Source organism: Vibrio sp. QJM3NY_27, assembly GCF_057785955.1.
The window spans coordinates 2981800-3008340 of the sequence record NZ_CM173511.1 but is presented as its reverse complement, the minus strand read 5'-3'; the positions used below and the strand labels follow the sequence as shown (position 1 = coordinate 3008340).

Annotated in this window: 19 protein-coding genes and 10 tRNA genes; 26 read left to right on the top strand and 3 right to left on the bottom strand. The window is 44.9% G+C overall.

Annotation, left to right across the window (positions count from 1 at the left end):
- Positions 1-16: 16 nt before the first annotated feature.
- Positions 17-931, top strand: coding sequence for a murein hydrolase activator NlpD (gene nlpD, locus AC3CIA_RS13330; protein ID WP_029222472.1), 915 nt, complete (start codon positions 17-19; stop codon positions 929-931).
- Positions 932-1029: 98 nt separating this feature from the next.
- Positions 1030-2010, top strand: a complete 981-nt coding sequence (gene rpoS / locus AC3CIA_RS13325) for an RNA polymerase sigma factor RpoS (RefSeq protein ID WP_004735404.1) — start codon at positions 1030-1032, stop codon at positions 2008-2010.
- A 144-nt stretch (positions 2011-2154) separates the two neighbouring features.
- Here rpoS and mutS read toward each other — a convergent pair whose 3' ends face one another.
- Positions 2155-4716, bottom strand: coding sequence for a DNA mismatch repair protein MutS (gene mutS, locus AC3CIA_RS13320; protein WP_488518230.1), 2562 nt, complete (start codon positions 4714-4716; stop codon positions 2155-2157).
- A 123-nt stretch (positions 4717-4839) separates the two neighbouring features.
- Between mutS and pncC the strand changes: the two genes are divergently transcribed.
- From pncC to luxS, 24 genes are all read left to right on the top strand, one after another.
- Entirely contained in the window at positions 4840-5334 is a 495-nt protein-coding gene (gene pncC, locus AC3CIA_RS13315; protein WP_114634004.1) for a nicotinamide-nucleotide amidase, read from the top strand.
- 138 nt (positions 5335-5472) lie between these two features.
- Positions 5473-6513, top strand: a complete 1041-nt coding sequence (gene recA / locus AC3CIA_RS13310) for a recombinase RecA (protein ID WP_004735435.1) — start codon at positions 5473-5475, stop codon at positions 6511-6513.
- Positions 6514-6856: 343 nt separating this feature from the next.
- A complete protein-coding gene (alaS, locus tag AC3CIA_RS13305) occupies positions 6857-9439 on the top strand; it encodes an alanine--tRNA ligase (protein WP_488518229.1) in 2583 nt (860 codons plus the stop codon).
- A 220-nt stretch (positions 9440-9659) separates the two neighbouring features.
- A complete protein-coding gene (locus AC3CIA_RS13300; RefSeq protein ID WP_488518901.1) occupies positions 9660-10841 on the top strand; it encodes an aspartate kinase in 1182 nt (393 codons plus the stop codon).
- 92 nt (positions 10842-10933) lie between these two features.
- Positions 10934-11131 (top strand): carbon storage regulator CsrA, encoded by a 198-nt coding sequence (gene csrA, locus AC3CIA_RS13295; protein WP_004415691.1) that lies wholly within the window; start codon positions 10934-10936, stop codon positions 11129-11131.
- A 477-nt stretch (positions 11132-11608) separates the two neighbouring features.
- Positions 11609-11701 (top strand) — tRNA-Ser (locus AC3CIA_RS13290).
- 46 nt (positions 11702-11747) lie between these two features.
- Positions 11748-11824: transfer RNA gene (locus AC3CIA_RS13285), tRNA-Arg, on the top strand.
- A 48-nt stretch (positions 11825-11872) separates the two neighbouring features.
- Positions 11873-11965: transfer RNA gene (locus AC3CIA_RS13280), tRNA-Ser, on the top strand.
- Positions 11966-12050: 85 nt separating this feature from the next.
- Positions 12051-12127 (top strand) — tRNA-Arg (locus AC3CIA_RS13275).
- An 84-nt stretch (positions 12128-12211) separates the two neighbouring features.
- Positions 12212-12288, top strand: a tRNA-Arg gene (locus tag AC3CIA_RS13270).
- A gap of 101 nt (positions 12289-12389) precedes the next feature.
- Positions 12390-12466, top strand: a tRNA-Arg gene (locus tag AC3CIA_RS13265).
- 101 nt (positions 12467-12567) lie between these two features.
- Positions 12568-12644 (top strand) — tRNA-Arg (locus AC3CIA_RS13260).
- Positions 12645-12744: 100 nt separating this feature from the next.
- Positions 12745-12821, top strand: a tRNA-Arg gene (locus AC3CIA_RS13255).
- Positions 12822-12905: 84 nt separating this feature from the next.
- Positions 12906-12982, top strand: a tRNA-Arg gene (locus tag AC3CIA_RS13250).
- A 101-nt stretch (positions 12983-13083) separates the two neighbouring features.
- A tRNA-Arg gene (locus AC3CIA_RS13245) sits at positions 13084-13160 on the top strand.
- 375 nt (positions 13161-13535) lie between these two features.
- Complete coding sequence (locus AC3CIA_RS13240) at positions 13536-13793, top strand: oxaloacetate decarboxylase subunit gamma (RefSeq protein WP_010435831.1); 258 nt, start codon at positions 13536-13538, stop codon at positions 13791-13793.
- Between the two features lie 31 nt (positions 13794-13824).
- A complete protein-coding gene (oadA, locus tag AC3CIA_RS13235; RefSeq protein WP_488518228.1) occupies positions 13825-15606 on the top strand; it encodes a sodium-extruding oxaloacetate decarboxylase subunit alpha in 1782 nt (593 codons plus the stop codon).
- 9 nt (positions 15607-15615) lie between these two features.
- Positions 15616-16746, top strand: a complete 1131-nt coding sequence (locus tag AC3CIA_RS13230; protein WP_004735495.1) for a sodium ion-translocating decarboxylase subunit beta — start codon at positions 15616-15618, stop codon at positions 16744-16746.
- 172 nt (positions 16747-16918) lie between these two features.
- On the top strand, positions 16919-17872 hold the full coding sequence (locus AC3CIA_RS13225; RefSeq protein ID WP_488518227.1) for an NADP-dependent oxidoreductase: 954 nt from the start codon (positions 16919-16921) through the stop codon (positions 17870-17872).
- 6 nt (positions 17873-17878) lie between these two features.
- Positions 17879-18340, top strand: a complete 462-nt coding sequence (locus AC3CIA_RS13220; RefSeq protein ID WP_004735497.1) for a YqaA family protein — start codon at positions 17879-17881, stop codon at positions 18338-18340.
- Between the two features lie 9 nt (positions 18341-18349).
- Positions 18350-21208: a M16 family metallopeptidase gene (locus AC3CIA_RS13215; RefSeq protein WP_488518226.1), complete on the top strand. Its 2859-nt coding sequence runs from the start codon at positions 18350-18352 to the stop codon at positions 21206-21208.
- A gap of 99 nt (positions 21209-21307) precedes the next feature.
- Positions 21308-22876, top strand: a complete 1569-nt coding sequence (gene gshA, locus AC3CIA_RS13210; RefSeq protein WP_488518225.1) for a glutamate--cysteine ligase — start codon at positions 21308-21310, stop codon at positions 22874-22876.
- A gap of 10 nt (positions 22877-22886) precedes the next feature.
- Positions 22887-23537 carry a transglycosylase SLT domain-containing protein gene (locus tag AC3CIA_RS13205; protein WP_488518224.1) on the top strand — a complete coding sequence of 217 codons (651 nt, stop codon included), beginning with the start codon at positions 22887-22889 and terminating at the stop codon, positions 23535-23537.
- Between the two features lie 24 nt (positions 23538-23561).
- Positions 23562-24080 carry an S-ribosylhomocysteine lyase gene (luxS, locus tag AC3CIA_RS13200; protein ID WP_017079953.1) on the top strand — a complete coding sequence of 173 codons (519 nt, stop codon included), beginning with the start codon at positions 23562-23564 and terminating at the stop codon, positions 24078-24080.
- Positions 24081-24285: 205 nt separating this feature from the next.
- Here luxS and AC3CIA_RS13195 read toward each other — a convergent pair whose 3' ends face one another.
- The gene (locus tag AC3CIA_RS13195) at positions 24286-25557 is read right to left on the bottom strand and encodes an HlyC/CorC family transporter (protein ID WP_004735502.1); all 1272 of its coding nucleotides are present in this window, start codon (positions 25555-25557) and stop codon (positions 24286-24288) included.
- A 127-nt stretch (positions 25558-25684) separates the two neighbouring features.
- Positions 25685-26479, bottom strand: coding sequence for a cytochrome C assembly family protein (locus AC3CIA_RS13190; protein WP_017079954.1), 795 nt, complete (start codon positions 26477-26479; stop codon positions 25685-25687).
- Positions 26480-26541: the final 62 nt, after the last annotated feature.

Genomic DNA, 26541 nt, shown 5'->3' with positions numbered 1-26541 from the left:
GATGGATAGAGAGTCGATGCGTTCGAAGTTGTTAAAAGGAAGTACTTTATTGCTTAGTTGTGCACTTGTTGGGTGTGCGGCGAATTCACCTGCGCCCGTTTCAAGCCTAAACAAGAATTACTCATCGATTGATCGTGGTAGTTATCGCGGCAGTTACTATGAAGTAAAAAAAGGCGACACCCTTTACTTCATTGCTTATGTCACCAATAAAGACGTTAAAGACCTCATCGGTTATAACAAACTCGCTGCTCCTTACACTATCCACCCGGGGCAGAAGCTTAAGTTGTGGCGCCCGAGTTACAATGCGCCAGCGTATGGTAAATCAACAGTAGCGGTTGCAGCCGTTGCGGCGCCTGTCGCGGCATCCACAACTTCATCTGCGGCAAGTAAACCGAAAACTACGCCACAGAAGAGTAAAAACTCTAAACCTGCTCCAGCTCAAACTACCACCAAAGTGGTGAAAAAAGATCCACCAAAGAAGGTTGAACAATCCAAATCAAAGGAGTATGTTGGTTCTAAAGGTAAACAGAATGTTACACCGTCCACCAAACCAACAAGTGATAAAGTATCCAAATGGTTATGGCCAACTAAAGGGAGAGTAATCAAGAATTTCTCTGTAGGCGAACAAGGAAATAAAGGCATCGACATAGCAGGACAGCGAGGTCAGCCAATAGTATCTACTGCAGGGGGAACGGTTGTTTATTCGGGTAATGCACTACGAGGCTACGGCAATCTAGTGATTGTGAAGCACAATGATAATTACTTAAGTGCATACGCGCATAACGACCGACTATTAGTATCTGAAGGGCAAAGTGTGAAACCAGGGCAGAAGATTGCAACTATGGGAAGCTCTGGAGCCAGCAGTGTTAGGCTGCACTTTGAGATTCGTTACCAAGGTAAATCGGTTAATCCAAAACGATATTTACCTTAAATACAATATGCAAAAATTACGTATTGTATGGAGTGACATAGTCATTTAGCGACATATCAAGTTGTGATGTCATGCTAATTTCGCCAGGGGGAGGCGTTATGAGTATAAGCAATGCAGTAACCAAAGAAGAGTTCGATCTTAACCAAGCAACCACGGAACCGGAAGCTCTTGGAAAAGCAAAACGAACAGTCAAAAAGAAAACCGAAGCGAAAGAAGAAGTTGAAGTTACGTCTAAAAGTTTAGATGCTACTCAGCTTTATCTAGGCGAAATCGGTTTCTCACCACTACTAACCGCTGAAGAAGAAGTGCTTTATGCACGACGAGCTCTACGCGGTGATGAAGCAGCACGTAAACGCATGATCGAAAGTAACCTGCGTTTAGTGGTAAAAATTTCACGTCGTTATAGTAACCGTGGTCTTGCACTTCTTGATCTTATTGAAGAAGGCAACCTAGGTTTGATTCGCGCCGTAGAGAAATTTGACCCAGAACGTGGTTTCCGCTTCTCAACTTACGCGACATGGTGGATTCGTCAAACCATTGAACGTGCGTTAATGAATCAGACTCGCACTATCCGTTTGCCAATCCATGTTGTGAAAGAGCTGAACATCTACCTGCGTACCGCAAGAGAGCTATCACAAAAACTTGATCATGAACCAACGGCGGAAGAAATTGCTTCTAAGTTAGATAAGCCTGTTGGTGATGTGAGCAAGATGCTTCGTCTAAACGAAAGAGTTAGCTCTGTTGATACGCCAATTGGTGGTGATGGTGAGAAAGCACTGTTGGATATTATTCCAGACATCAACAATTCAGATCCTGAGGTTTCAACTCAAGATAGCGATATCAAGAACTCGTTGATTTTCTGGCTTGATGAGCTGAATCCTAAGCAGAAAGAGGTGCTTGCACGTCGCTTTGGATTACTTGGCTATGAACCGTCAACATTAGAAGAAGTAGGACGTGAAATCAGCCTGACTCGTGAACGTGTTCGTCAAATCCAAGTTGAAGGTCTTCGCCGTCTACGTGAGATTCTTATCAAGCAAGGTCTGAATATGGAAAACCTGTTCAACGTAGAAAACGACTAATTGAACAAGTGATGCTTCTCTAATCTAAATAGAAGACAAATAAAAACGCTGACTTTAAGTCAGCGTTTTTTTGTTTGTGGCTTTGGTATTTCATGCCGTCTAATCAAAATCACAAACGGCAATAACAAGCTACTTGGAAAGAGACTAAAGCAACTTCTTCAAACGGTAGAGTTCTTCTAACGCTTGGCGAGGTGTCAGATCATCTGGATCAACATTTGCGAGTGCTTGTTCTACTTCACTCGGCTCAGGTATCAAGCTCAGTTGGTTGGCGATATCAACGCCACTTGGCTTTGATGTCGGAGAGTTGATACTCAATGCTTCTAGCTGAGTCAGTTTCGCACGTGCGTTTTTGATCACCGCTTTAGGTACGCCAGCCAATCCTGCAACCGCAAGGCCGTAAGATTTACTTGCTGCACCTTCTTGAACTGCGTGCATAAAGGCAATGCTGTCGCCATGTTCAACCGCATCTAAGTGTACGTTCGCTAAGGTTGGTATTTGGTTTGGTAGTTCAGTTAGCTCAAAGTAGTGCGTTGCAAACAGTGTCATCGCATTGATTTGATTAGCTAGCCATTCCGCACTTGCCCAAGCCAATGATAGGCCATCATAAGTGCTGGTACCACGACCGATTTCATCCATTAACACAAGGCTATTTGGTGTTGCGTTGTGCAGAATATTCGCGGTCTCTGTCATCTCAACCATGAAGGTTGAACGACCCGAAGCTAAATCATCCGATGCGCCAATACGCGTAAAGATACGGTCGATAGAGCCAATCGTCGCGCTTTCTGCTGGTACATAACAACCGATATGAGCCATCAGCGCAATGAGTGCGGTCTGACGCATGTAGGTCGACTTACCACCCATGTTTGGACCAGTGATGATCAGCATCTTACGTTGATCGTTGAGATCGATAGGGTTAGCAATGAAAGGTTCGTCCATCACTTGCTCAACAACGGGGTGACGACCCGCCTGAATTTGTACACCAGCAGACTCTGTCATTGTTGGACGACAGTAATCAAGGGTGTCTGCACGTTCAGCTAAGTTTTGTAGAACATCAAGCTGGGAGACTGAAGATGCAATGTTTTGTAGTCGCTCTAAATAAGGCAATAATAAATCAAACAACTCTTCCCACAACTGCTTCTCGATAGCTAGAGCTTTCGATTTAGAGCTGAGAACTTTGTCTTCATGCTCTTTCAGTTCAGGAATAATGTAACGTTCTGCATTTTTCAGCGTTTGGCGGCGAACATAGTGTGGTGGCACAAGATGGCTTTGTCCGCGGCTTACCTGAATGAAGAAACCGTGGACGTTGTTGTAGCCAACTTTAAGCGTGTCGATACCGTGACGTTCACGTTCTTCTTGTTCAAGCTTATCCAGAAACTCGGTTGCACCTGCAGCAAGGTCGCGCCATTCATCTAGCTCGGCGTTGTAGCCTTCTGCTATCACACCACCATCGCGGATAACCACGGGTGGGTTCTCTTTGATCGCACGCTCAAGCAGTTCAGATACTTCATCCACAGGCGAAGCATACTGAGCAAGCTGAGTTAGGTATGGGTGTTTAAGTTGCGTTAGCGTTTCAGCAAGCTCTGGTAGGTATTCCATTGCTTGGCGAAGTCGTGCCATATCACGAGGACGTGCGGAGCGAAGGGCAAGACGAGCAAGAATACGCTCGATATCACCGATCTGTTTCAGCGTTGGTTGTAACTCTGTAAATAGAGCCAGATCTTTCATTTCACCAATCGCATCTAAACGTTGGTCAAGAGCCGAAATATTACGCATGGGTTGATGTAACCAACGCTTAAGCATACGGCTACCCATAGCCGTCGCGGTGTGGTCAAGCACTTCAGATAGGGTGTTATCAGTGCCGCCACTAAGATTTTGGGTGATTTCTAAATTACGGCGAGTAGCCGCATCAAGGATCACGGAATGATCTTGCTTATCCATTGTGAGTGAACGGATATGCGGAAGGGCAGTACGTTGCGTATCTTTAACGTATTGGATCAGACAACCCGCAGCGCATAAACCTAGTTTTGCGCTTTCAACACCAAAGCCAACTAAGTCACGAGTACCAAATTGTTGATTCAGTTGCTGCTTCGCTGTATCTAATTCAAATTCCCATACCGGGCGACGGCGATTGCCATTACGACTTGCCATCAAATTTACAGGTTCGAAATCTTCAGGGAATAGCAGTTCACGTGGTGACGTTCTTTGTAGCTCTGCCGCCATTGCTTCTTCGGTTTCCGGCTCACATAGCTGGAATCGGCCAGAAGTAATATCAAGCGTCGCGTAGCCGAATTTACCATTGTGGTGGTAAATGGATGCAATCAGGTTATCAACACGCTCAGAAAGCAATGCTTCGTCGGTTACGGTTCCCGGAGTCACAATTCTTACGACAGCGCGATCAACCGGGCCCTTTGAAGTTGCTGGATTACCAATCTGCTCACAAATCGCTACGGACTCGCCCAACTGCACTAACTTCGCAAGGTAACCTTCAACGGCGTGGTATGGAACACCCGCCATAGGAATAGGCTCACCATTTGAAGAGCCACGTTTGGTTAGCGAAATATCGAGGAGTTGAGAGGCTTTTTTTGCATCATCGTAGAAAAGCTCGTAGAAATCTCCCATGCGGTAGAACAGCAAAATTTCTGGATTTTCTGCTTTTAGTTTTAGGTACTGCTGCATCATAGGAGTATGTTTTTGATCGGCTTTCACAGTTAACTTCTTTCGTTTATTTCTATTGCGGCTTAGGATACGTGAAAGCGTTTCGTGCGAAAAGCGACACATGCGAAAAGATGCAAATCCAAATGATATACATCTAGATAAGGGAAGCCAAAGATGCAGACGACTCAAGCTCTTAGTGAAAAACTCGGACACTTACTTGCGAAGTATAAACATGTATTAGTGACGGCTGAATCTTGCACTGGCGGTGGTGTTGCTAGCGCGGTAACGGATATCGCAGGGAGCTCCGCATGGTTTGACCGTGCTTTTGTGACCTACAGTAATGAAGCGAAACAAGAGATGATCGGTGTTCAGCTTGAAACCTTAGTTGAGTTTGGTGCTGTGAGTGAGCCAGTGGTTATAGAAATGGCTCACGGGGCGCTACAACATTCAAACGGCACTATTTCTGTGTCTATCAGCGGTATTGCTGGCCCGGGCGGCGGCACGGAAGATAAACCCGTAGGGACTGTGTGTTTTGCTTGGAAAGCAGTAAATGGGTGGAACAAAGTAGGAACGCATGTATTTACAGGCGATAGATCACAAGTACGCCAACAAGCTACGCACCATGCCCTACAAGTTATTTATGATTACCTATCAATGGAAGACAAGTAACATTTGTACAAATTATTTTCATACAGGTATAGACACTGTATGAATCAACAGTATAATAAAAGCCAATTAGTCACCCCTTGTGGGTTAGAAATAGATTCTAAGTCGCTTGTTGAGACAACCGATTATGTGGAGATAGAAATGGACGAGAATAAACAAAAAGCGTTAGCTGCAGCCCTTGGTCAGATTGAAAAGCAATTTGGTAAAGGTTCTATCATGCGTCTTGGTGATAACCGCACAATGGACGTAGAAACTATTTCTACAGGCTCTCTATCTCTAGATATCGCACTAGGTGCTGGTGGCTTACCGATGGGACGTATCGTTGAAGTTTACGGTCCAGAATCATCAGGTAAAACAACGCTAACGCTTGAGCTTATTGCTGCAGCGCAGAGAGTGGGTAAAACGTGTGCATTCGTGGATGCGGAACACGCACTTGACCCTATCTACGCTCAAAAGTTGGGTGTTGATATCGATGCTTTGCTTGTATCTCAACCTGATACCGGTGAACAAGCTCTAGAAATCTGTGATGCACTGGCTCGTTCAGGTGCTATCGATGTTCTTGTTATTGACTCGGTTGCTGCACTAACACCTAAAGCTGAGATCGAAGGCGAGATGGGCGATAGCCACATGGGTCTTCAAGCACGTATGCTTTCTCAAGCAATGCGTAAGCTGACAGGTAACCTTAAACAGTCTAACTGTATGGCTATCTTCATTAACCAAATTCGTATGAAAATTGGTGTAATGTTCGGTAACCCAGAAACAACAACCGGTGGTAATGCACTTAAGTTCTACGCATCTGTTCGTCTTGATATTCGCCGTACTGGTGCAATCAAAGATGGTGATGAAGTTGTTGGTAACGAGACTCGTATCAAGGTTGTTAAGAACAAGATTGCTGCACCATTCAAACAAGCTGAAACTCAAATCCTTTACGGTAAAGGCTTCAACCGCGAAGGTGAGCTTATCGATTTAGGTGTTAAGAATAAGCTAGTAGAGAAAGCGGGCGCTTGGTACAGCTACAAAGGCGACAAGATCGGCCAAGGTAAATCGAACTCTTGTAAGCACCTACGTGAAAACCCAGAGATCGCTCTGGAACTTGACACTAAGCTTCGTGAATTGCTACTGACTCCTGCTGTTCTTGAAGAGAAAGGCGCAGAGAAAGAAGAAGAAAACGAAGAGCTATAAGCTAATGGTTTATAGAGCGGGTGTTTGAAAGGAACATCCGCTTTGAAAGAATAGGAAGCCTCGCATATTTTATGCGGGGCTTTTTTTGTCAACGTATTTTAGGACGAGACAAAGTATCTGTCCCCATCCTTGCAGCGCCTTGCTAGATCTATTTGGTTGTTTGAGGTAGCTTGCCAATTTTTTGTTTGTTCCCTATCTGAGCTAGTGGAATATTCTTCATTTTATCGATTTCCAACTAAAATCCTGCCCAAGGGTGTCTTTTCTACAAGAAAACTAGTCGAAGCCTTAACCATGATCTACAATACGGCAAAATTCTAACTCGACTATTTTCAGGAAGAGCTGCATGTACATGAGCACTGATGAGGTTCGCAACGCGTTCCTTAAGTTCTTTGAGAGCAAAGAACACCAAATCGTAGACAGTTCATCGTTAGTTCCACATAACGATCCAACCCTGCTATTTACTAACGCAGGTATGAACCAATTCAAAGATTGCTTCTTAGGCGCCGAAAAACGCGCCTACACTCGAGCAACTACGGCTCAGCGTTGTGTACGTGCGGGTGGTAAACACAATGACCTTGAAAATGTAGGTTTCACGGCTCGTCACCATACATTCTTCGAAATGCTAGGTAACTTCAGCTTTGGTGATTACTTCAAAGAAGAAGCGATTGGGTTTGCTTGGGAATTCCTGACTGAAACATTAGGTCTGCCAAAAGATCGCCTGTTAGTAACGGTTTACGAGACAGATGACGAAGCATTCGAAATCTGGAACAAGAAAGTAGGCATCCCAGCTGACAAGATTGTTCGCATCGGTGACAAAGAAGGCGGCAAGAAGTTTGAATCTGATAACTTCTGGACAATGGGTGACACAGGTCCTTGTGGCCCATGTACTGAAATCTTCTACGATCACGGTGAGCACATCTGGGGCGGTCGTCCTGGTACACCTGAAGAAGATGGTGACCGTTTCATCGAGATTTGGAACAACGTATTCATGCAGTTCAACCGTCACGCTGACGGCACTATGGAACCGCTACCTAAACCAGCTGTAGATACTGGTATGGGTATTGAGCGTATCTCTGCAATCATGCAGGGCGTTCACTCTAACTACGAAATTGATGTATTCCAAAAGCTAATCAAAGCGACAGCAGAAGTGGTGGGTCACGACGACCTATCTAACCAATCGCTGCGCGTTATTTCTGACCACATCCGTTCTTGTTCATTCCTAATCGCTGATGGCGTAATGCCTTCAAACGAAGGTCGTGGCTACGTTCTACGTCGTATTATTCGTCGTGCAGTTCGTCACGGTAACAAGATTGGTGCACAAGGCGTGTTCTTCCACAAACTTGTGGGTGTACTGGCTGAAGTGATGGGCTCTGCAGCTGAAGAACTTAAGAAACAACAAGAGCTTGTTGAAAAAGTACTTCGCATCGAAGAAGAGAACTTTGGTCGCACGCTAGAGCGCGGCATGGTTATCCTAAACGACGCATTAGACGCACTTGAAGGCAAAGAGCTTGACGGTGAAACAGTATTCAAACTTTACGATACATACGGCTTCCCTGCTGACCTTACTAACGATGTAGCTCGTGAACGCGACTTTACTATCGATGAAGAAGGCTTTGAGAAGGCGATGGAAGCACAGCGTAAGCGTGCACGTGAAGCAGGCCAATTCGGTACTGATTACAACGCAACGATCAAAGTAGACACTAACACTGAATTCTGTGGTTACACAGGTACTGAAGGTGCGGGTGAAATTTCTGCGTTATTCGTTGACGGCGAAGAAGTATCTTCACTATCGGCTGGCGACAAAGCAATCATCATCCTCGAAGAGACACCGTTTTACGCTGAATCAGGCGGTCAATGTGGTGACGCTGGTACGCTAAGCACTGCGTCGGGTCTATTCAAAGTACAAGACACTCAGAAGCTAGGTAATGCATTTGCACACCACGGTGAGCTAGTTGAAGGTGTATTTGCTCAAGGCGATAAAGTAGAAGCTATTGTTGACGCTGAGCGTCGTGCTGCTATCTCACTAAACCACTCTGCAACTCACTTACTTCACTCTGCACTACGCGAAGTTCTAGGTGAGCACGTTGCACAAAAAGGTTCTTTAGTTAAGCCAGACAACCTACGTTTTGACTTTTCTAACCTTGAAGCGGTAACACCGGCACAGATTAAAGAAGTAGAGCGTTTGGTTAACGTACAAGTTCGTAAGAACCACGTGATTGAAACGAACATCATGGACATCGAGTCAGCGAAAGAGAAAGGTGCGATGGCACTGTTTGGCGAGAAGTACGATGATGAAGTTCGCGTTCTGTCTATGGGCGATTTCTCTACTGAGCTTTGTGGTGGTATCCACGCGAGCAACACGGGTGATATCGGTCTATTCAAGATCACTTCTGAAGGTGGCATCGCTGCTGGTATTCGTCGTATTGAAGCGGTAACGGGTGAAGCTGCTCTAGATGCAGTTGATGCTCAAGCTAACGCTTACGAAGAAAAACTGGTTGAATCGGCTAAGAAAGCGAAATCGCTAGAGAAAGAAATCCAACTACTTAAAGAAAAGATGGCTGCAGCTGAAGGTGCAAACATCATGGGTAAAGTGGAAGACATCTCAGGGACTAAAGTTCTGGTTGCTGCAATTGAAGGCGCAGACAACAAGAACCTACGTACTATGGTTGATAATGCTAAAAACCAAGTGGGTAGCGGCATCATCCTGATTGCGAACGTAGCAGACGGTAAAGTTGGCTTAATTGCTGGCGTAACTAAAGACCTTATCGGCAAAGTAAAAGCTGGTGACCTCGTTAAGATGGTTGCTGAGCAAATTGGCGGTAAAGGCGGCGGTCGTCCAGACATGGCTCAAGCGGGTGGTACAGATGTTGAAGCACTACCTGAAGCGCTTAAGTCAGTACGTATTTGGCTAGAAGAGCGTCTTTAAGCTTAAGTAATTGATACAAAAATGCCCAATCAACTGATTGGGCATCTTTTATTTTGCCTATTGGAAGAACGTCTGAAAAAGGTTTGATTGAGATTAACCAAGAAGTCTAATGGTAACGTTAGACTCCTTGGTTAATTTTTTATTGCTTCGCCATGACGCGGAGTATGTGTTTTTTTGTCATATATAGACATTGGTCTTGGGAAGGTGAGGAAGGGTGAAAATGCCTCTTATCGTGCAGAAATTTGGTGGAACGTCGGTGGGTTCAATAGAACGAATCCATCATGTAGCAGAAAAAATCATTGAAGCGAAAAATGAAGGGAACCAGATCCTGGTTGTCGTTTCTGCTATGTCAGGTGAAACAAATCGGTTGGTTAACTTAGCTTCACAAGTTGATAGCGTGCCAAATGCTAGAGAGTTGGATGTGCTGTTAACGGCTGGAGAACAAGTTTCCATGGCTTTGTTAGCGATGACGTTGCACAAGTTGGGTTATGAAGCGACATCGATGACTGGCTATCAAGCCAAGATACACACCGATTCTAATCATAATAATGCGATGATTGAGCGTATTGATACCGCTCCTATTAGAGCGCTGTTAGATGATGACCAGATTGTCATTGTTGCAGGTTTTCAAGGCGTTAACGCGAAAGGTGATATCACAACCTTAGGGCGAGGTGGTTCAGATACCACGGCCGTTGCATTAGCGGGCGCGCTTCAAGCTAAAGAGTGTCAGATCTATACCGACGTTGATGGCGTATATTCCTGCGACCCTAGAGTGGTTAAGCAATCTAAAAAATTAGATACCTTAGACTTTCCCTCTATGGAAGAAATGGCTCGCAGAGGCGCTAAGGTTTTGCACCTTCCATGTGTTCAGCATGCGTGGCGACACAATGTACCACTGAGAGTACTTTCGAGTTTTGAAGAAGGCGAGGGCACTCTCATCGCGGGTAATGATTGTTTGAATGATATTGCTGGAATAGCCATTCAAAGAGATATGGTTCGCATCGAGTGTTTGAATCAAGACTTACCGTCTCTCATGTCGCATTGCCAGTTGTTAGGGATCGAAGTCTGTAGTGTGATCGAGGAAACAGAACGGGCAGCGCTCATTATCAAACCGGACATAAGTGCTAAATTAAAACTAGTTTTTGCTGAAAAAATCCGTAATAGTGAATATGTTAGTTTGTTAACTGTGGTAGGAAGCCGAACGCAAGAAATTGTGGTCAGTTCACATGGATTGTTGTCTGAAGGCGAAATTGATGTACAACATCACTTATTGCAGCAGCAGTCTTTAACTTTGGTGATATCACCAACGCAAGTCGATATAGCTGCTAACATATTACACAATGCATACATCGTAGCGCGTGAAACACAGGGTTATCTTAAAAAAGAAGTGCATTTTGGTTAAATAAACTCAATCGATAGTTTACGAAAATATAACTTTTGTTGGATAATGCTCTCGTAGCTAGATAAATTTAGAGATTACTCAAGGAGCAAAGAATGCTAATTTTGACTCGCCGTGTTGGCGAAACACTGATGATTGGTGATGAAGTAACAGTTACTGTACTAGGCGTTAAAGGTAACCAAGTACGTATTGGTGTTAACGCACCTAAAGAAGTATCTGTTCACCGTGAAGAGATCTACATGCGCATTCAAGCTGAAAAAGGTAATGGTAACGTTGCATCTGGCAACTACTAATACTTTTGCGTAGAAGAGGGGCTAGCATTGTTGCTAGCCTTTTTTGATCTTGGGGTGCACATAATCACAACGTAGCAATAGGTTGATTCACTAGCTGGCTTAGTTATAGATGCTGGATGGAGTGCTTGATATAGAAAAGCCTCGCCACCAGAGTTAACTCTTATTGAAGCATCGTGAGATTTGTTTGCCATAGTTCAAGTTTTACTGACTTACCCTATGGCGAAATAGAGCATCCCGTAGTATGGTGCAATCAGCAGTGACACTTACTGCGAGATAAATTAGATAATTGTTTTCCGTTGTTAATTATTGCCAATCTTTCACCTTAATTTTTAAGGGAAAAAGCGCTAATTGGATGTTATAAGTTCAATTTGCAAGCGCTTTGATTAAATTGCAAACGGTTGAATGTTTTTGTCCGGTTTTTTTCAATAAAGTGTTTGACATATTTTCGGTAAAACGTAATATGTGCCTCCGCAAGACGGTGAGGTGGCCGAGAGGCCGAAGGCGCTCCCCTGCTAAGGGAGTATGTGGTTTATAGCCGCATCGAGGGTTCGAATCCCTCCCTCACCGCCATTTCTTGCACGTTTGAATTTGCAAGCAAACACAGAAGTAACAATGTGCGCCCTTAGCTCAGCTGGATAGAGTACCTGGCTACGAACCAGGCGGTCGGAGGTTCGAATCCTCCAGGGCGCACCATTCTTTAGATTACTTTGTTAAGAAGTAATGGATAAGAATAATGAATTAGGTGAGGTGGCCGAGTGGCCGAAGGCGCTCCCCTGCTAAGGGAGTATGTGGTTTGTAGCCGCATCGAGGGTTCGAATCCCTCCCTCACCGCCATTCATTACAGGCCTATGGCCTTTTTTTTGTTTCGTAGAAACAAGAATGTGATATATTTCACAACTTCTTCACTTGAAGATACCGTGCGCCCTTAGCTCAGCTGGATAGAGTACCTGGCTACGAACCAGGCGGTCGGAGGTTCGAATCCTCCAGGGCGCACCACTATTTAGGGTTTTCATTAATCCTGATGTTGAACGTTTAGTTTTGCTTTATTGCCTTAATTGAAAGCTTAATATCGAAACCGTTGCGCCCTTAGCTCAGCTGGATAGAGTACCTGGCTACGAACCAGGCGGTCGGAGGTTCGAATCCTCCAGGGCGCACCACTATTTAGGGTTTTCATTAATCCTGATGTTGAACGTTTAGTTTTGCTTTATAGTCTTAACTGCTTTATTGCCTTAACTAACAGCTTAATATCGAAACCGTTGCGCCCTTAGCTCAGCTGGATAGAGTACCTGGCTACGAACCAGGCGGTCGGAGGTTCGAATCCTCCAGGGCGCACCACTATTTAGGGTTTTCATTAATCCTGATGTTGAACGTTTAGTTTTGCTTTATTGCCTTAACTGCTTTATTGCTTTAACTAACAGCTTAATATCGAAACCGTTGCGCCCTTAGCTCAGCTGGATAGAGTACCTGGCTACGAACCAGGCGGTCGGAGGTTCGAATCCTCCAGGGCGCACCACTTTTAGGGTTTTCACTAATCCTGATGTTGAACGTTTAGTTTTGCTTTATTGCCTTAACTGCTTTATTGCTTTAACTAACAGCTTAATATCGAAACCGTTGCGCCCTTAGCTCAGCTGGATAGAGTACCTGGCTACGAACCAGGCGGTCGGAGGTTCGAATCCTCCAGGGCGCACCACTATTTAGGGTTTTCATTAATCCTGATGTTGAACGTTTAGTTTTGCTTTATTGCATTAGCTAAAAGCTTAATATCGAAACCGTTGCGCCCTTAGCTCAGCTGGATAGAGTACCTGGCTACGAACCAGGCGGTCGGAGGTTCGAATCCTCCAGGGCGCACCACTATTTAGGGTTTTTATTAACCCTGATGTTGAACGTTTAGTTTTGCTTTATAGTCTTAACTGCTTTATTGCCTTAGCTAAAAGCTTAATATCGAAACCGTTGCGCCCTTAGCTCAGCTGGATAGAGTACCTGGCTACGAACCAGGCGGTCGGAGGTTCGAATCCTCCAGGGCGCACCACCTTATTAAAGAAAGCCTCGTTTATACGAGGCTTTTTTTATGTCTGCTGCAAATTTGTTGCGATAATGTTAAATTTTGTCGTTATTTAACTTGTTGTATTTAAAGTAATTCTTGATTGCTTCTTTGTTATTCCACCTTTCTCATATCATTTCTAAGAAAAGCCCCGTTTAAGTCACAGTTTAAATATCTATAAATGACGTATTTGACAGATTTATGTGATCTGATAGGCGAATAATTAACCTTATGTGTGCGTTATCCGTAACAGAACCTTAAACAAAATTGACAAACTTTTACCAATCGAGATAATCCATGGGTCGGGATCACTATTCGCTGAAATCCTGCACGTATGTCAGGATGACGAAGAAAGGAAGCAACATGACTAATATTGGAAGCCTGCTAGGAGATGCGGCGACTCTAATGATAACGGGGATGTCCGTTGTCTTTATTTTCCTAACTATTCTAGTTTACCTCGTTCGGTTGATGTCAAAACTGGTACCAGAAGAAGTACCAGAGCCGATCGCAGCACCTAAAAAAATTAAAAAATCACAATCAAACCCTTCAGCTGTTAGTCCACAGGTAGTGGCAGCAATTTCGGCCGCGGTTCATCAATACCGTGCGTCTACTGCTAAGTAGCATTTAAAGGATTAAAAAGGAGTTTATGAGCATGTCTAAACCACTAGCTATCACAGATGTGGTACTTCGTGACGCGCACCAGTCACTATTTGCTACTCGTATGCGTATCGAAGATATGCTGCCAATTGCGGCAGAACTGGATAAAGTCGGTTACTGGTCTTTAGAGACTTGGGGCGGCGCAACGTTTGATTCGTGTATTCGTTTTCTAGGAGAAGATCCGTGGGAGCGTTTGCGTGAGCTGAAAAAAGCGATGCCAAACACACCAATGCAGATGCTACTGCGTGGTCAAAATTTATTGGGTTACCGTCACTACGCGGATGATGTAGTAGAGAAATTTGTTGAACGTGCCCATAAGAACGGCATGGACGTATTCCGTATTTTTGATGCGATGAATGACGTACGTAACTTTGAAACAGCAGTGAAAGCAACGATTGATGTTGGTGGTCACGCTCAAGGTACGTTGTCTTACACAACCAGTCCGGTTCACAACTCAGATACTTGGGTTGATTTGGCTAAACGCCTAGAGGATCTAGGCTGTCATTCACTATGTATCAAAGATATGTCAGGTTTATTAAAGCCGTATGAAGCGGAAGAGCTGATTACACGTATCAAATCATCGTGTGACGTTCCTCTAGCGTTGCATAGCCATGCGACAACAGGTCTATCGACAGCAACAGCGGTTAAAGCCGTTGAAGCGGGTATCGATATTCTAGACACCGCTATTTCTTCAATGAGCTGTACTTACGGTCACACGCCAACCGAAACGGTTGTTGCGATGTTAGAAGGTACAGAGCGTGATACCAATCTTAAGCTTGATCAGATTGAACCCATCGCGGCTTACTTCCGTGATGTACGTAAAAAGTACGCAAAATGGGAAGGTCAGTTAAAAGGTGTTGATTCACGTATCTTGATTGCTCAGGTTCCTGGCGGCATGTTAACCAACATGGAAGGTCAGCTTAAAGAGCAAGGCGCAGCCGATCGTATGGACGAAGTGCTCGAAGAGATCCCTCGTGTACGCAAAGAGCTGGGTTACATTCCTTTGGTAACACCTACTTCTCAGATTGTTGGTACTCAAGCGGTTATCAACGTTCTAACGGGGGAGCGCTACAAGACCATCACTAAAGAGACTGCTGGTCTACTGAAAGGTGAATATGGTCAAGCGCCTGCTGAGGTTGATGCTGAACTGCAAGCGAAAGTGTTAGATGGTGCAGAGCCAATCACGTGTCGTCCTGCTGATTTACTTAAGTCTGAAATGGATACGTTAACGACAGACCTTTTAGAAAAAGCGAAATCAGATGGTATTTCACTCGCTGAAGATACCGTTGATGATGTACTGACATACGCACTTTTCCCACAAGTCGGCCTTAAGTTCCTTAAGAACCGTCGTAACCCTGAAGCATTTGAACCTGCACCAACTGCAGAAACGGCAGCTCCTGTTGCGGCACCACAGCCTGTTGCTGGTAGCATTGAAAGCTACAGCGTGAAGGTTGATGGTCAAGTTTATGATGTTGAAGTCGGGCCACAAGGCGAACTCACATCAGTATCTCCATCAGCTAAGCCAGCACAAGGGGCTCAAGCTGCACCTGCAGCGGCTTCTGATGCAGAAGCAGTTCCAGCTCCATTAGCAGGCAACATCTTTAAAGTTATCGTTCAGCCAGGTGTTGAAGTGGCTGAAGGCGATGTGCTACTGATCTTGGAAGCGATGAAGATGGAAACGGAAGTTCGTGCTGCTCGTGGTGGTATCGTTCAGGAATTGAATGTTAAAGAAGGCGATGCAGTTACTGTAGGCGCTCCACTACTAAGCTTAGCGTAAGGGAGTACCATGGAAGGATTGATGACCTTATGGTCTGAAACAGGGATTGCTAACTTTGAGTTCGGCCAGATTTGTATGATGCTGGTCGGTTGCTTATTGTTGTTTTTGGCAATTCGTAAAGGGTTTGAACCGTTACTTTTATTACCGATTGGTTTTGGTGCTGTATTAGCAAATATTCCAAATGCTGGGTTTACTGATCCCGGTGGTTTGCTTTACTACGTTTACTACATTGGTATTGAAACGGGTATTTTCCCACTGCTGATCTTTATGGGTGTTGGTGCAATGACGGACTTCGGTGCGTTGATTGCTAACCCTAAAACGTTATGGCTAGGGGCTGCGGCTCAGTTTGGTATCTTCGCAACGCTATTTGGTGCGATCTTGCTGAACTATGTTCCAGGAATGGAATTCTCAATGGCAGATGCTTCGTCAATTGCGATCATTGGTGGTGCCGATGGCCCAACCGCGATCTTCTTGGCGAGTAAGTTATCTCCTGACCTACTAGGTGCCATTGCAGTTGCGGCTTACAGCTACATGGCTTTAGTTCCTATTATTCAGCCACCTATCATGAAAGCACTAACGACGCCGGAAGAACGCAAGATTAAGATGGCGCAGTTACGTCACGTTGGTAAAGCCGAGAAGATCCTTTTCCCGCTTGCTGTACTACTGATGACGATTCTGTTCCTACCTTCAGCAACACCTCTAGTAGGTATGTTCTGCTTGGGTAACTTAATGCGTGAAGCGGGTGTGGTTGATCGCCTTTCAAAAACAGCTCAAAACGAACTGATTAACGTCGTAACTATTTTCCTAGGCCTAGGTGTTGGTTCTAAGCTTCAAGCGGATACGTTCTTGAACTTAGAGACACTGGGTATTCTAGGTTTAGGTGCCGTGGCGTTCAGTATCGGTACGGCGGGTGGCGTATTAATGGCTAAGCTACTTAATCGTTTCTCTAAAGAAGACATCAACCCACTGATTGGCGCAGCTGGTGTATCAGCGGTTCCTATGGCGGCTCGTGTTGTAAACAAGGTTGGTCTTGAGGCAAACCCTCAAAACTTCTTGTTGATGCATGCGATGGGCCCGAACGTGGCAGGTGTACTTGGTAGTGCGGTTGCCGCAGGTATTCTATTAGCTCTCGTGGGCTAATGAACTGCTTGGTCATGTGTCGTTACGTTAATTGGTCGTCAATTTACGAATGAGCGGTTAACTTCGCCTTATTAAATGGTTTATAGTCAAAGGGATGCTTTCGCATCCCTTTCTTTTTTATCAATTAGGGTGTTTGCTCACTAGGGCTTTTATCAATCAAGGAAATGTGGAAATGGAAAACAAACAGATTGCGATTACTCAATTCGGCGGCGTCGAAAACCTCAGTATTCAAACCCGTGCTATTCCTGAGCCTAAGGCTGGAGAAGTCGTGGTTAAAGTTTCCTTTTCGGGCATTAATCCGATTGATGTTAAAACCCGTGCTGGTCTAGGTTGGGCTGCAGCACAGAACAAAGATAACCTGCCTTGGGTACCTGGTTATGACATTTCAGGGCAAATTGTCACGCTAGGCGAACAGGCAGAGCGTTTTACTGTTGGTGATAACGTAGCCGGCTTTATTGGCTTCCCATTGCAAGGTGGCGGTTACAGCCAATATGTGTGTGTCCCAGAAGCGACATTAAGCATGGTTCCTGATTCGGTGACTCTAGAAGCGGCCGCAGCATTACCACTAGCCAGCCAAACGGCAGCACAGGCACTCAACAAAGCTGAAGTGAAAGAGGGCGATCGCGTACTTATCTTAGCGGGTGCTGGCGGTGTTGGTCATCTAGCGGTTCAAATCGCCGTGGCGGCGAAAGCCGAGGTTTATACAACTTGTAGCGAAGCGAATCTTGATTACTTAGCAACGTTAGGCGCTCATGCGATTAACTATAAGTTTGCACCAGCATCGGAAAGAGTCTCTGATGTTGATGTGCTGATTGATTTGGTCGGTGGCGATACCGCTCTCGATGCATTGAAGTGTCTAAAAGATGGCGCAAGAGTGGTGACAGTCCCAACTTTATCTGCAGAATTGATCTGCGAAAAAGCAACATTATTAGGCTTTACTGCATCAGGCATGCTGGTTGAGCCAAACCCAGAGCAAATGGACACTATGCTGTACATGGTCAGTGTCGGATTGCTCAAAACAGAAATTCAAGGTATCTACCAGTTAGACGAAGCGCAGTCAGCTCATCTACAGGTTGAAACCGGACATACCAGAGGCAAGGTACTACTTAAAATGCAAGAAGGTTGATATGCAGTGCTAGAGTTTTTTAATTCTCTGTTTGAAAACATAGCGCTGTGGTTCTCTGACTCGGCGCTGTGGGTACTCTTTATTAGTGGCTTTTTGAGTGCCACATTATTGCCCGGGGGATCAGAAGCGAGCCTTGTGGCAGCCTTGAGCTTAGATCAATTCTCAACATCATCGATCATTCTTCTGGCGACACTCGGTAATACTTTGGGGGGCCTTACCAACTATTGGATTGGTTTGTGGTTGCCGAATCGAACTCAATCTGAAAAGCATGGTCATAAGGCTATGGCTTGGCTGAGCCGTTATGGTTACTGGACATTGTTATTCAGTTGGTTACCTATCATTGGTGATCCTTTATGTCTGGCTGCGGGTTGGCTGAGAATGAAATTTATCCCTAGCGTTATTTTGATAGCGATTGGCAAAGCCGCTCGCTACAGCTTACTTGCTGCTATCTACTTCGGTTTTTTCTAAGGAGAACCTATGAAAAAGGTTTTACTTGGTACATTTTCTCTTATCGCCATTGCTGGCTGTTCTTACAATGTACCTAGCTCAACACCCTTCTTTTCCTCGTTACCGGAAGGCGTCACTCTGTTAGAAGAGGTTAAGCCTTCTAAAGATAAAGTCGTGATTCCTTATGCGAAGTATCAGCTTGAAAACGGCTTGACCGTTATTCTTTCTCCTGATGATTCTGATCCACTTGTTCATGTTGATGTGACCTATCATGTGGGTTCTGCTCGTGAACAGATTGGCAAATCAGGCTTTGCTCACTTCTTTGAACACATGATGTTCCAAGGCTCAGAGAACGTCGGTGATCAACAGCACTTCAAGATTATCACCGAAGCGGGTGGTTCGTTAAATGGCACCACCAACCGTGACCGAACTAACTACTTTGAAACCGTTCCTTCTAACCAACTCGAAAAAATGTTGTGGTTAGAATCGGACAGAATGGGTTTCTTGTTAGATGCGGTTTCTCAAAAGAAATTTGAGGTGCAAAGAGGTACGGTTAAGAATGAGCGAGCGCAAAGCTACGAAAACCGCCCTTACGGCTTGATGTGGGAGCGCATGGGTGAAGCACTGTATCCAGAAGGTCACCCTTACTCGTGGCAACCAATCGGCTATGTTGAAGACTTAGATCGTGTTGATGTGAATGATCTTAAGGCATTTTTCTTACGTTGGTATGGCCCAAACAATGCCGTGTTAACGATCGGTGGTGATATCGACGTTGATGACACGCTAGAGTGGGTTAACAAGTACTTTGGCCCTATCCCTCAAGGACCTGAAGTTAAGGCGGCAGAGAAGCAACCTGCAGTGCTGACTGAAGACAAGTACATCACCTTAAAAGATAATATTCGTCAGCCGATGGTGCTAGTTGGATGGCCAACAACGTATCGTGGTGAAGAGACGCAGGCTTCATTGAATGCACTGTCCAACGTGTTAGGTTCTGGCACCAACAGTTACCTGTATCAAAACCTCGTAAAAACGCAAAAAGCGGTGAGTGCAGGATCTTTCCATGATTGTGCTGAGCTTGCATGTACCATGTATGTGTATGCGATGGGTAATTCAGGTGAAAAAGGTGATTTGACGGTTCTAAACAAAGAGCTGATGGATACCTTAGATCAATTCTCGAAAGAGGGCGTTGAACAAGCGCGTTTAGACCAGATCACTGGTATGGCAGAAGCGGATGCAGTTTTTGCACTGCAAAGTGTTAAAGGCAAGGTTTCGCAGCTCGCGTCTAACCAAACCTTCTATGGTCAGCCGGATCGCATTGAGTCACAACTCGATCAAATTCGAGCGGTTACTCCAGAAAGCGTAAGCAAGGCATACCAAGATTTCATCGAAGGCAAGCACAAGGTTACGTTGAGTGTGGTTCCTAAGAAAAAACTCGATTTAGCGGTTCGTGAGGCCACCTTTACCACACCTGTACGTACCCTTCCTGAATACAGCAAGGTGACGGAAGACCAACTGGATTTCAGAAAGGCGCCAAACACATTTGATCGCAGCGTGATGCCAGAAGTGAACTTTGGTGTTGAAGCGACCATGCCTGAGTTGTATCGCATGCACTTTGCGAACGGCACTGACTTGATTGGTACCGTGACCAGTGAAACGCCGACAGTACAGCTACAAATTCAACTGCCTGCAGGCGAACGCTATGTTCGTAAAGGGCAAGAAGGCTTAGCGAACCTAACGGCTTCGATGATGGAAGAGGGGTCGACTAAACGAACGGTTGAAGAACTACAGGCGACCTTAGATAAGCTTGGCAGTAGCGTTAGCATTGGCGCAGGTAGTTATACCACGGATATCTCGGTTTCAACGCTAGAGAAAAACCTGCCTCAAACCTTAGCGATCGTACAAGAGGTTTTGTTTGAGCCTAAGTTTGATGAGCAAGACTTCGAACGCGTGAAGAAGCAGATGCTTGAAGGTGTTGTTTATCAGCATCAACAACCAAGCTGGATGGCTTCTCAAGCCACACGTGAAGTTTTGTTTGGCAACAGCATCTTTGGTCGAGCGAGTGATGGTACTAAGGCCTCTTTAGAATCGTTAACCTTAGACGATGTAAAACTGTTTTACAGTCAGCACTATACTCCTGAGGGGGCTAATATTGTTATTGTAGGCGACATCTCGAAGAAAGAGGTCAGCAAGCAGCTTCAATTCTTCGAACAATGGCAAGGCGATGCGGCACCACTAACGCGTCCTCAGATCATCAAAGAGCTTTCAGGACAGCATCTGTATTTAGTTGATAAACCGGGTGCGCCGCAAAGTATTGTTCGTTTAGTGCGTAAAGGTTTACCTTTCGACGCGACTGGTGAGTTGTATTTGAGCCAGCTAGCCAACTTTAACTTAGCCGGTAACTTCAATAGCCGCATTAACCAAAACTTACGTGAAGACAAAGCGTACACTTACGGTGCTAGCGGTTATTTTGCAAGTACTCGAGAAACTGGTGCCGTGGTTTTTAGCGCCCAAGTAAGAGCAAATGCGACGGTTCCATCGATTCAAGAGTTTATCGCCGAGCTAAATGAATTTAGTCAGAGTGGATTAACTGACGAAGAGGTGAAATTTATGCGCCTTGCCGTCGGTCAACAAGATGCACTTAAATACGAAACGCCAAGTCAAAAGGCTGGATTGTTGAGTAATATTGTTGCATTGAGCCTTGATGAAGATTACCTACAACAGCGTAATCAGATAGTTGAAACGGTTTCAAAAGAGACCTTAAACGAGCTATCGAAGAAATGGTTTGACCCGAATGATTATCAAATAATTGTTGTTGGCGATGCGACTTCGCTTCGTCCTCAATTAGAAAAGTTAGATATTCCAATAGAAGAGCTTGAAATCATTCGTTAGAGTACACATTAAAGGGGGAGGGAATAGACTCTACTTTTCTCCTCCAACCTAATTTATGATAGTTCTAATCAGAACGATATAAGATAAGTGAACTGAATTTTGACTGATTTTGCTGCGCGACTAAAGCAAGTTGCAACCAACCCTAAGACCTTCTCTCAATTTGGTCGTGGTGTTGAAAGGGAAACGTTACGCTACACGGAAGATGGGCATCTTGCTACTGGGCCGCACCCTAAGGCTTTGGGATCTGCGTTGATGAACGGATGGGTAACGACCGATTTTTCCGAGTCGCTACTGGAGTTTATTACGCCTGTTTCTAACGACGTTCCGACTCTTTTGAATCAGTTGTCTGATATCCATCACTTCACACAAACCAAGTTAGATGGCGAAAAGATGTGGCCGCTTTCTATGCCTTGTTACGTAGGCAGTGAAGATTACATTCAGCTAGCGCAATACGGCACCTCTAACAACGGCAAAATGAAGACGCTATATCGTGAAGGCCTAAAGCGCCGTTACGGTAGCCTGATGCAGATTATTTCTGGTGTTCACTTCAACTTCTCTTTCCCAGAAAGTTTTTGGGATAGCCTGTTTGGAGAGCAAACAGAAGAAGCGCGTTGTGAAGCTAAGTCAGATGCGTACTTTAGTTTGATTCGTAATTATTACCGTTTTGGTTGGTTAATCCCATATTTCTTCGGTGCTTCACCTGCACTATGTCCTTCTTTCATCAAAGGAAGAGAGACAAAGTTACCTTTTGAAAAGATTGGCGAGACACTGTATCTGCCAAAAGCAACGGCACTTCGCCTGAGTGATCTTGGCTACACCAATAGTGCTCAAAGCGTATTAAAGATTGGCTTCAACAGCCTAGAGCAGTACCTTGAAGGTTTGAACCAAGCGATTCGCACGCCATCAGAAGAGTTTGCTGAGATTGGCACTAAGATTGATGGTGAATACCGTCAATTGAATAGTAACGTTCTTCAAATCGAGAACGAGCTTTATGCGCCAATTCGCCCTAAGCGCGTGGCGAAAAGTGGTGAAAAACCATCGGAAGCACTGGCTCGTGCTGGTGTTGAGTACATCGAGGTTCGTTCTTTGGACGTAAACCCATTCAGCTCAATTGGTATCAATGAGCAACAAGTTCGCTTCCTCGATCTATTCTTAACTTGGAGTGTTCTATCTGACTCTGCTGAGATGGATAACTGCGAACTTGAATGCTGGCGCGATAACTGGAACAAGGTGATCTTAGAAGGTCGTCAGGTTGGTTTAGAACTCAAGATTGGTTGTGATGGCGAGAGACTGTCTCTGCAAGATTGGGCTAAACGCGTATTCAAAGATCTTCGTGTTATTGCTGAGTTGATGGATGCTGAGCAAGGTGGTCGTGCATACCAAGAAACGTGCGATACGCTTGAAACTTGGATCGATAACCCAGAGCTGACCATTTCTGGCCAGTTGCTAGAAGAGACCAAAAAATTAGGTGGCTTGGGTAAAGTGGGTTGTGCGTTAGGAAAAACGTACGCTCAGCAACACAAAGCACACCAATATAAAGTTTACTCAGCTGAGTTGATGGAAGCGGAAGCTCAACGCTCTGTGATTGCTCAGCAACAAAGTGAAGAAGCAAGCACTCAAGATTTTGACAGCTTCTTAACGGATTATTTTTCGTATTTAAAAGCATAGCGAGACTTTGGTGGAAAGGAAGCAAGCCTTATTAGGCAAGCCTAAACGCGTAAGTGGAAAATGGTTGCCAGTAGTGACTGTTGGTGTTGTCTCTAGCCTATTGGTTGGATGTGCAACGCCACCGCCAAAGCAGCAAGATAACTTGTGTAGCATCTTCAGAGAACACCCGTCGTGGTATGAAGATGCTCTCGATATGCAAGAAGAGTGGGGCACGCCGATCAACGTAGCGATGGCTTTTGTGAAACAAGAGAGTAGCTATCGTCATGATGCACGCCCACCTAAAGATTACATTCTTGGCTTTATTCCGTGGGGACGCGTGAGTAGTGCTTACGGTTATGCACAAGCTCAAGATCCTGCTTGGGAAGACTTCCAAAAGGCGACCAATAACGGTGGATCAAGAACCAACTTTGATGATGCATTGATGTTCATCGGTTGGTACACCAGCGAGACGCGTCGTCAGCTTGGTATTTCACTATGGGATCCGTATAACCAGTATTTGGCTTATCATGAAGGTCGTGGTGGTTATAAGCGCAAGTCATACAATAGCAAACCATCATTGATTAAGGTGGCGCGCAAAGTCGAACAGCAAGCAAAAGATTATGGATGGCAGCTTAAACAGTGTCGTAAAGAACTAGAAGACAATAGAAGTTGGTTTTTCTAAAGCCAACCGTCACGGAGAAGAGCAATGCCTTTATTAGATAGTTTCACTGTTGATCACACGCGCATGAACGCACCTGCAGTTCGTGTAGCTAAAACAATGCAAACCCCAAAAGGGGATACCATCACTGTGTTTGACCTGCGTTTTACTGCGCCAAACAAAGACATCCTATCTGAGAAAGGTATCCATACTCTAGAGCACCTATACGCAGGATTTATGCGTAATCAATTGAACGGTTCGGATGTGGAGATCATTGATATTTCACCGATGGGCTGTCGTACTGGTTTCTACATGAGCCTAATTGGTACGCCTTCAGAGCAGCAAGTGGCAGACGGTTGGTTGGCTGCAATGCAAGATGTGCTGAAAGTTGAGAATCAAAATAAGATCCCTGAGCTGAACGAGTATCAATGTGGTACTGCGGCAATGCATTCTTTGGATGAAGCTAAAGATATCGCTAATGCGATAATTGCTGCTGGTATCTCTGTAAACAAAAATGATGAACTGGCATTGCCAGAGTCGATGCTTCAAGAGCTTAAGATCGACTAGTCATTGTTAGTTCACCTTGAATACGCTTTACTCTAGATACATTTCACTCTAGAGACAGAGCGAGTTAGATACTAAAAGGCCCGGTTCAATGAACCGGGCCTTTTTCGTCAACGTATTTTAGGACGAGACATATTTTAGGGCTTGGCAGTTGTCGCATGTGAGCTTGTGATTACTCACTTAGTTATCCCAGTCCAGCAAACCACTTTTATCCGTTAACAATCTGCGGGAACACTCGAACGAGCTTGATACGGTTCTCTTCGAGTTCAACAATTTCCATTGGATGACTCGCAACCTGAACACTCAGGTGACTTTCTGGAATGTCTTCAAGGTGTTCTAGTATTAAACCATTAAGTGTTCTTGGGCCGTTTGTAGGTAGTGTCCACTGCAAGCCTTTGTTTATGTCACGGATATTGGCGCTGCCTTCAATCAAGAAGCTGCCATCGCTTTGCGGTGTGATCTCTTCAGATAAGCTTGGTGCAATTGAGGTCGTAAACTCACCAACGATTTCTTCTAGAATATCTTCAAGGGTAACCAAGCCGTTGATATCGCCATACTCATCCACAATCAAACCGATGCGCTGTTTATTGCGCTGAAACTTAAGTAGTTGAATATTGAGTGGTGTCGCTTCAGGAATAAAGTAGATCTCATCCGCAGCACGCAGCAGTGTCTCTTTATTGAATTCGTTCTTTTCAAGCATCAAGCGGTAAGCTTCTCGTAACCTAAGCATACCAACCACTTCATCTATCTGGTCACGATATAACACAATACGACCATGAGGCGAGTGAGTTAATTGGCGAACGATAGATTTCCAGTCATCATTGATGTCGATGCCAGTGATTTCATTTCGAGGCACCATGATGTCGTTCACGGTCACGTGTTCTAAATCTAAAATAGACACCAACATATCTTGGTGGCGCTGAGGTATCAGGCTTCCCGCTTCATTTACCACGGTTCTCAGCTCTTCAGAGCTTAAGTGGTCGGTCGCATCGTGGCGGGCTTTGACGCCTAAGATACGAATAAAACCGTTGGTAATGAAGTTCACCAATATCACCAATGGTGACAGTACCTTCATCAGTATCATCAAAAGGATACTACTGGCGTAAGAGACACGTTCTGGAAACAGAGAAGCGATGGTTTTTGGGGTTACTTCGGCAAACACGAGGATCACGAGAGTCAGGACACCGGTAGCAATCGCTACGCCGATATCCCCGTAGATGCGCATACCAAGAATAGTCGCGATCGCAGATGCAAGAATGTTGACGAGATTGTTGCCGATGAGAATAAGGCCGATCAATCTGTCTGGGCGGTTCAGAAGTTTTTCTACGCGTTTGGCACCTTTATGACCCGTATTGGCCAAATGCTTTAAACGGTAGCGGTTCAAGGACATCATGCCCGTTTCGGAACCAGAGAAATAACCAGAAATTACAATGAGACACGCGAGTAGCGCAAATAAGATACCCGTTGATATGTCGTCCAAAACTATTCTTTTCCTATTTGTGTATCTTGATTAATTTATGACCGAACATGGTCGAGATGTCAATTGAATCTAACGGACTCAATATTTTAAAGGCAAGGTGTGTGAGACCTTGCCTTCATATTACAGACTAATTCAGGATGATTTCCTGAACGAAGCGGCTACCGAAGTAGGCTAGTGTGAGCATGCTGGCACCGGCAAGTGCGAACCAAGTGACTTTTTGTCCACGCCAACCTTTCTGATAGTGACCCCATAGAAGGATGGAGTAGATAACCCAAGCAATAAAAGACAATACAGCCTTGTGTGCTTTTCCTTGAGCAAACATATCTTGTACGAAGATAAGGCCTGTCAATAAAGTACCTGTTAATAAGCCATTACCGATCAGAATGATCTTGAAAAGCTGTCTTTCCACCATCATTAAAGGAGGTAGGTTCGGGTTTATCACTAACGCTTTTTTCTTTTTAAGTTTGTGATCTAGCCACGCAAGTTGCAGGGCGTATAGCGCACCGATAGTCAACGTCGCGTATGAGAACAAAGCCAAAGAGATGTGCAGTAGCAGCTTTGGATCATTCTCTAGATGTTTAATGAACGTGCTTGAAAGAAAAGTGGCCGCCATTAGATTTAGAGCAGCGAAGCTATAAACAACCGGCAAGATGAACCACAAACGGGTTTTGAGCATCGCACCGCTCATGACCAAAGAGATGATTAAACTGATCAATGAAGCAACGTTCAAGATACTGAGGTTTTGGCCACTGGCATTAAAAATTAAATCGCCAAGCAACCAAGCATGGAAAGCTAAAGCAAGTAATGCGCTGATAAACACCGTTTTTACGCGGATTCCTGTTTGGTGCACGAGACCTGGAATGATCGTGGAAATCGCCATTGTATAAAGAAAGGCTGCTGCGATCGCAATAAGACTGTCCATGGTATCCATTTAAATGATTACTAATTGGCGAATTATACCTCGCATCGCTCTTTGGGGCTATG

Bases quoted from the DNA above. Each gene is read 5' to 3' on its own strand.
- nlpD (WP_029222472.1), top strand. From the start codon at position 17: ATGCGTTCGAAGTTGTTAAAAGGAAGTACTTTATTGCTTAGTTGTGCA.
- rpoS (WP_004735404.1), top strand. From the start codon at position 1,030: ATGAGTATAAGCAATGCAGTAACCAAAGAAGAGTTCGATCTTAACCAA.
- pncC (WP_114634004.1), top strand. From the start codon at position 4,840: ATGCAGACGACTCAAGCTCTTAGTGAAAAACTCGGACACTTACTTGCG.
- recA (WP_004735435.1), top strand. From the start codon at position 5,473: ATGGACGAGAATAAACAAAAAGCGTTAGCTGCAGCCCTTGGTCAGATT.
- alaS (WP_488518229.1), top strand. From the start codon at position 6,857: ATGTACATGAGCACTGATGAGGTTCGCAACGCGTTCCTTAAGTTCTTT.
- AC3CIA_RS13300 (WP_488518901.1), top strand. From the start codon at position 9,660: ATGCCTCTTATCGTGCAGAAATTTGGTGGAACGTCGGTGGGTTCAATA.
- csrA (WP_004415691.1), top strand. From the start codon at position 10,934: ATGCTAATTTTGACTCGCCGTGTTGGCGAAACACTGATGATTGGTGAT.
- AC3CIA_RS13240 (WP_010435831.1), top strand. From the start codon at position 13,536: ATGACTAATATTGGAAGCCTGCTAGGAGATGCGGCGACTCTAATGATA.
- oadA (WP_488518228.1), top strand. From the start codon at position 13,825: ATGTCTAAACCACTAGCTATCACAGATGTGGTACTTCGTGACGCGCAC.
- AC3CIA_RS13230 (WP_004735495.1), top strand. From the start codon at position 15,616: ATGGAAGGATTGATGACCTTATGGTCTGAAACAGGGATTGCTAACTTT.
- AC3CIA_RS13225 (WP_488518227.1), top strand. From the start codon at position 16,919: ATGGAAAACAAACAGATTGCGATTACTCAATTCGGCGGCGTCGAAAAC.
- AC3CIA_RS13215 (WP_488518226.1), top strand. From the start codon at position 18,350: ATGAAAAAGGTTTTACTTGGTACATTTTCTCTTATCGCCATTGCTGGC.
- luxS (WP_017079953.1), top strand. From the start codon at position 23,562: ATGCCTTTATTAGATAGTTTCACTGTTGATCACACGCGCATGAACGCA.
- AC3CIA_RS13190 (WP_017079954.1), bottom strand. From the start codon at position 26,479: ATGGACAGTCTTATTGCGATCGCAGCAGCCTTTCTTTATACAATGGCG.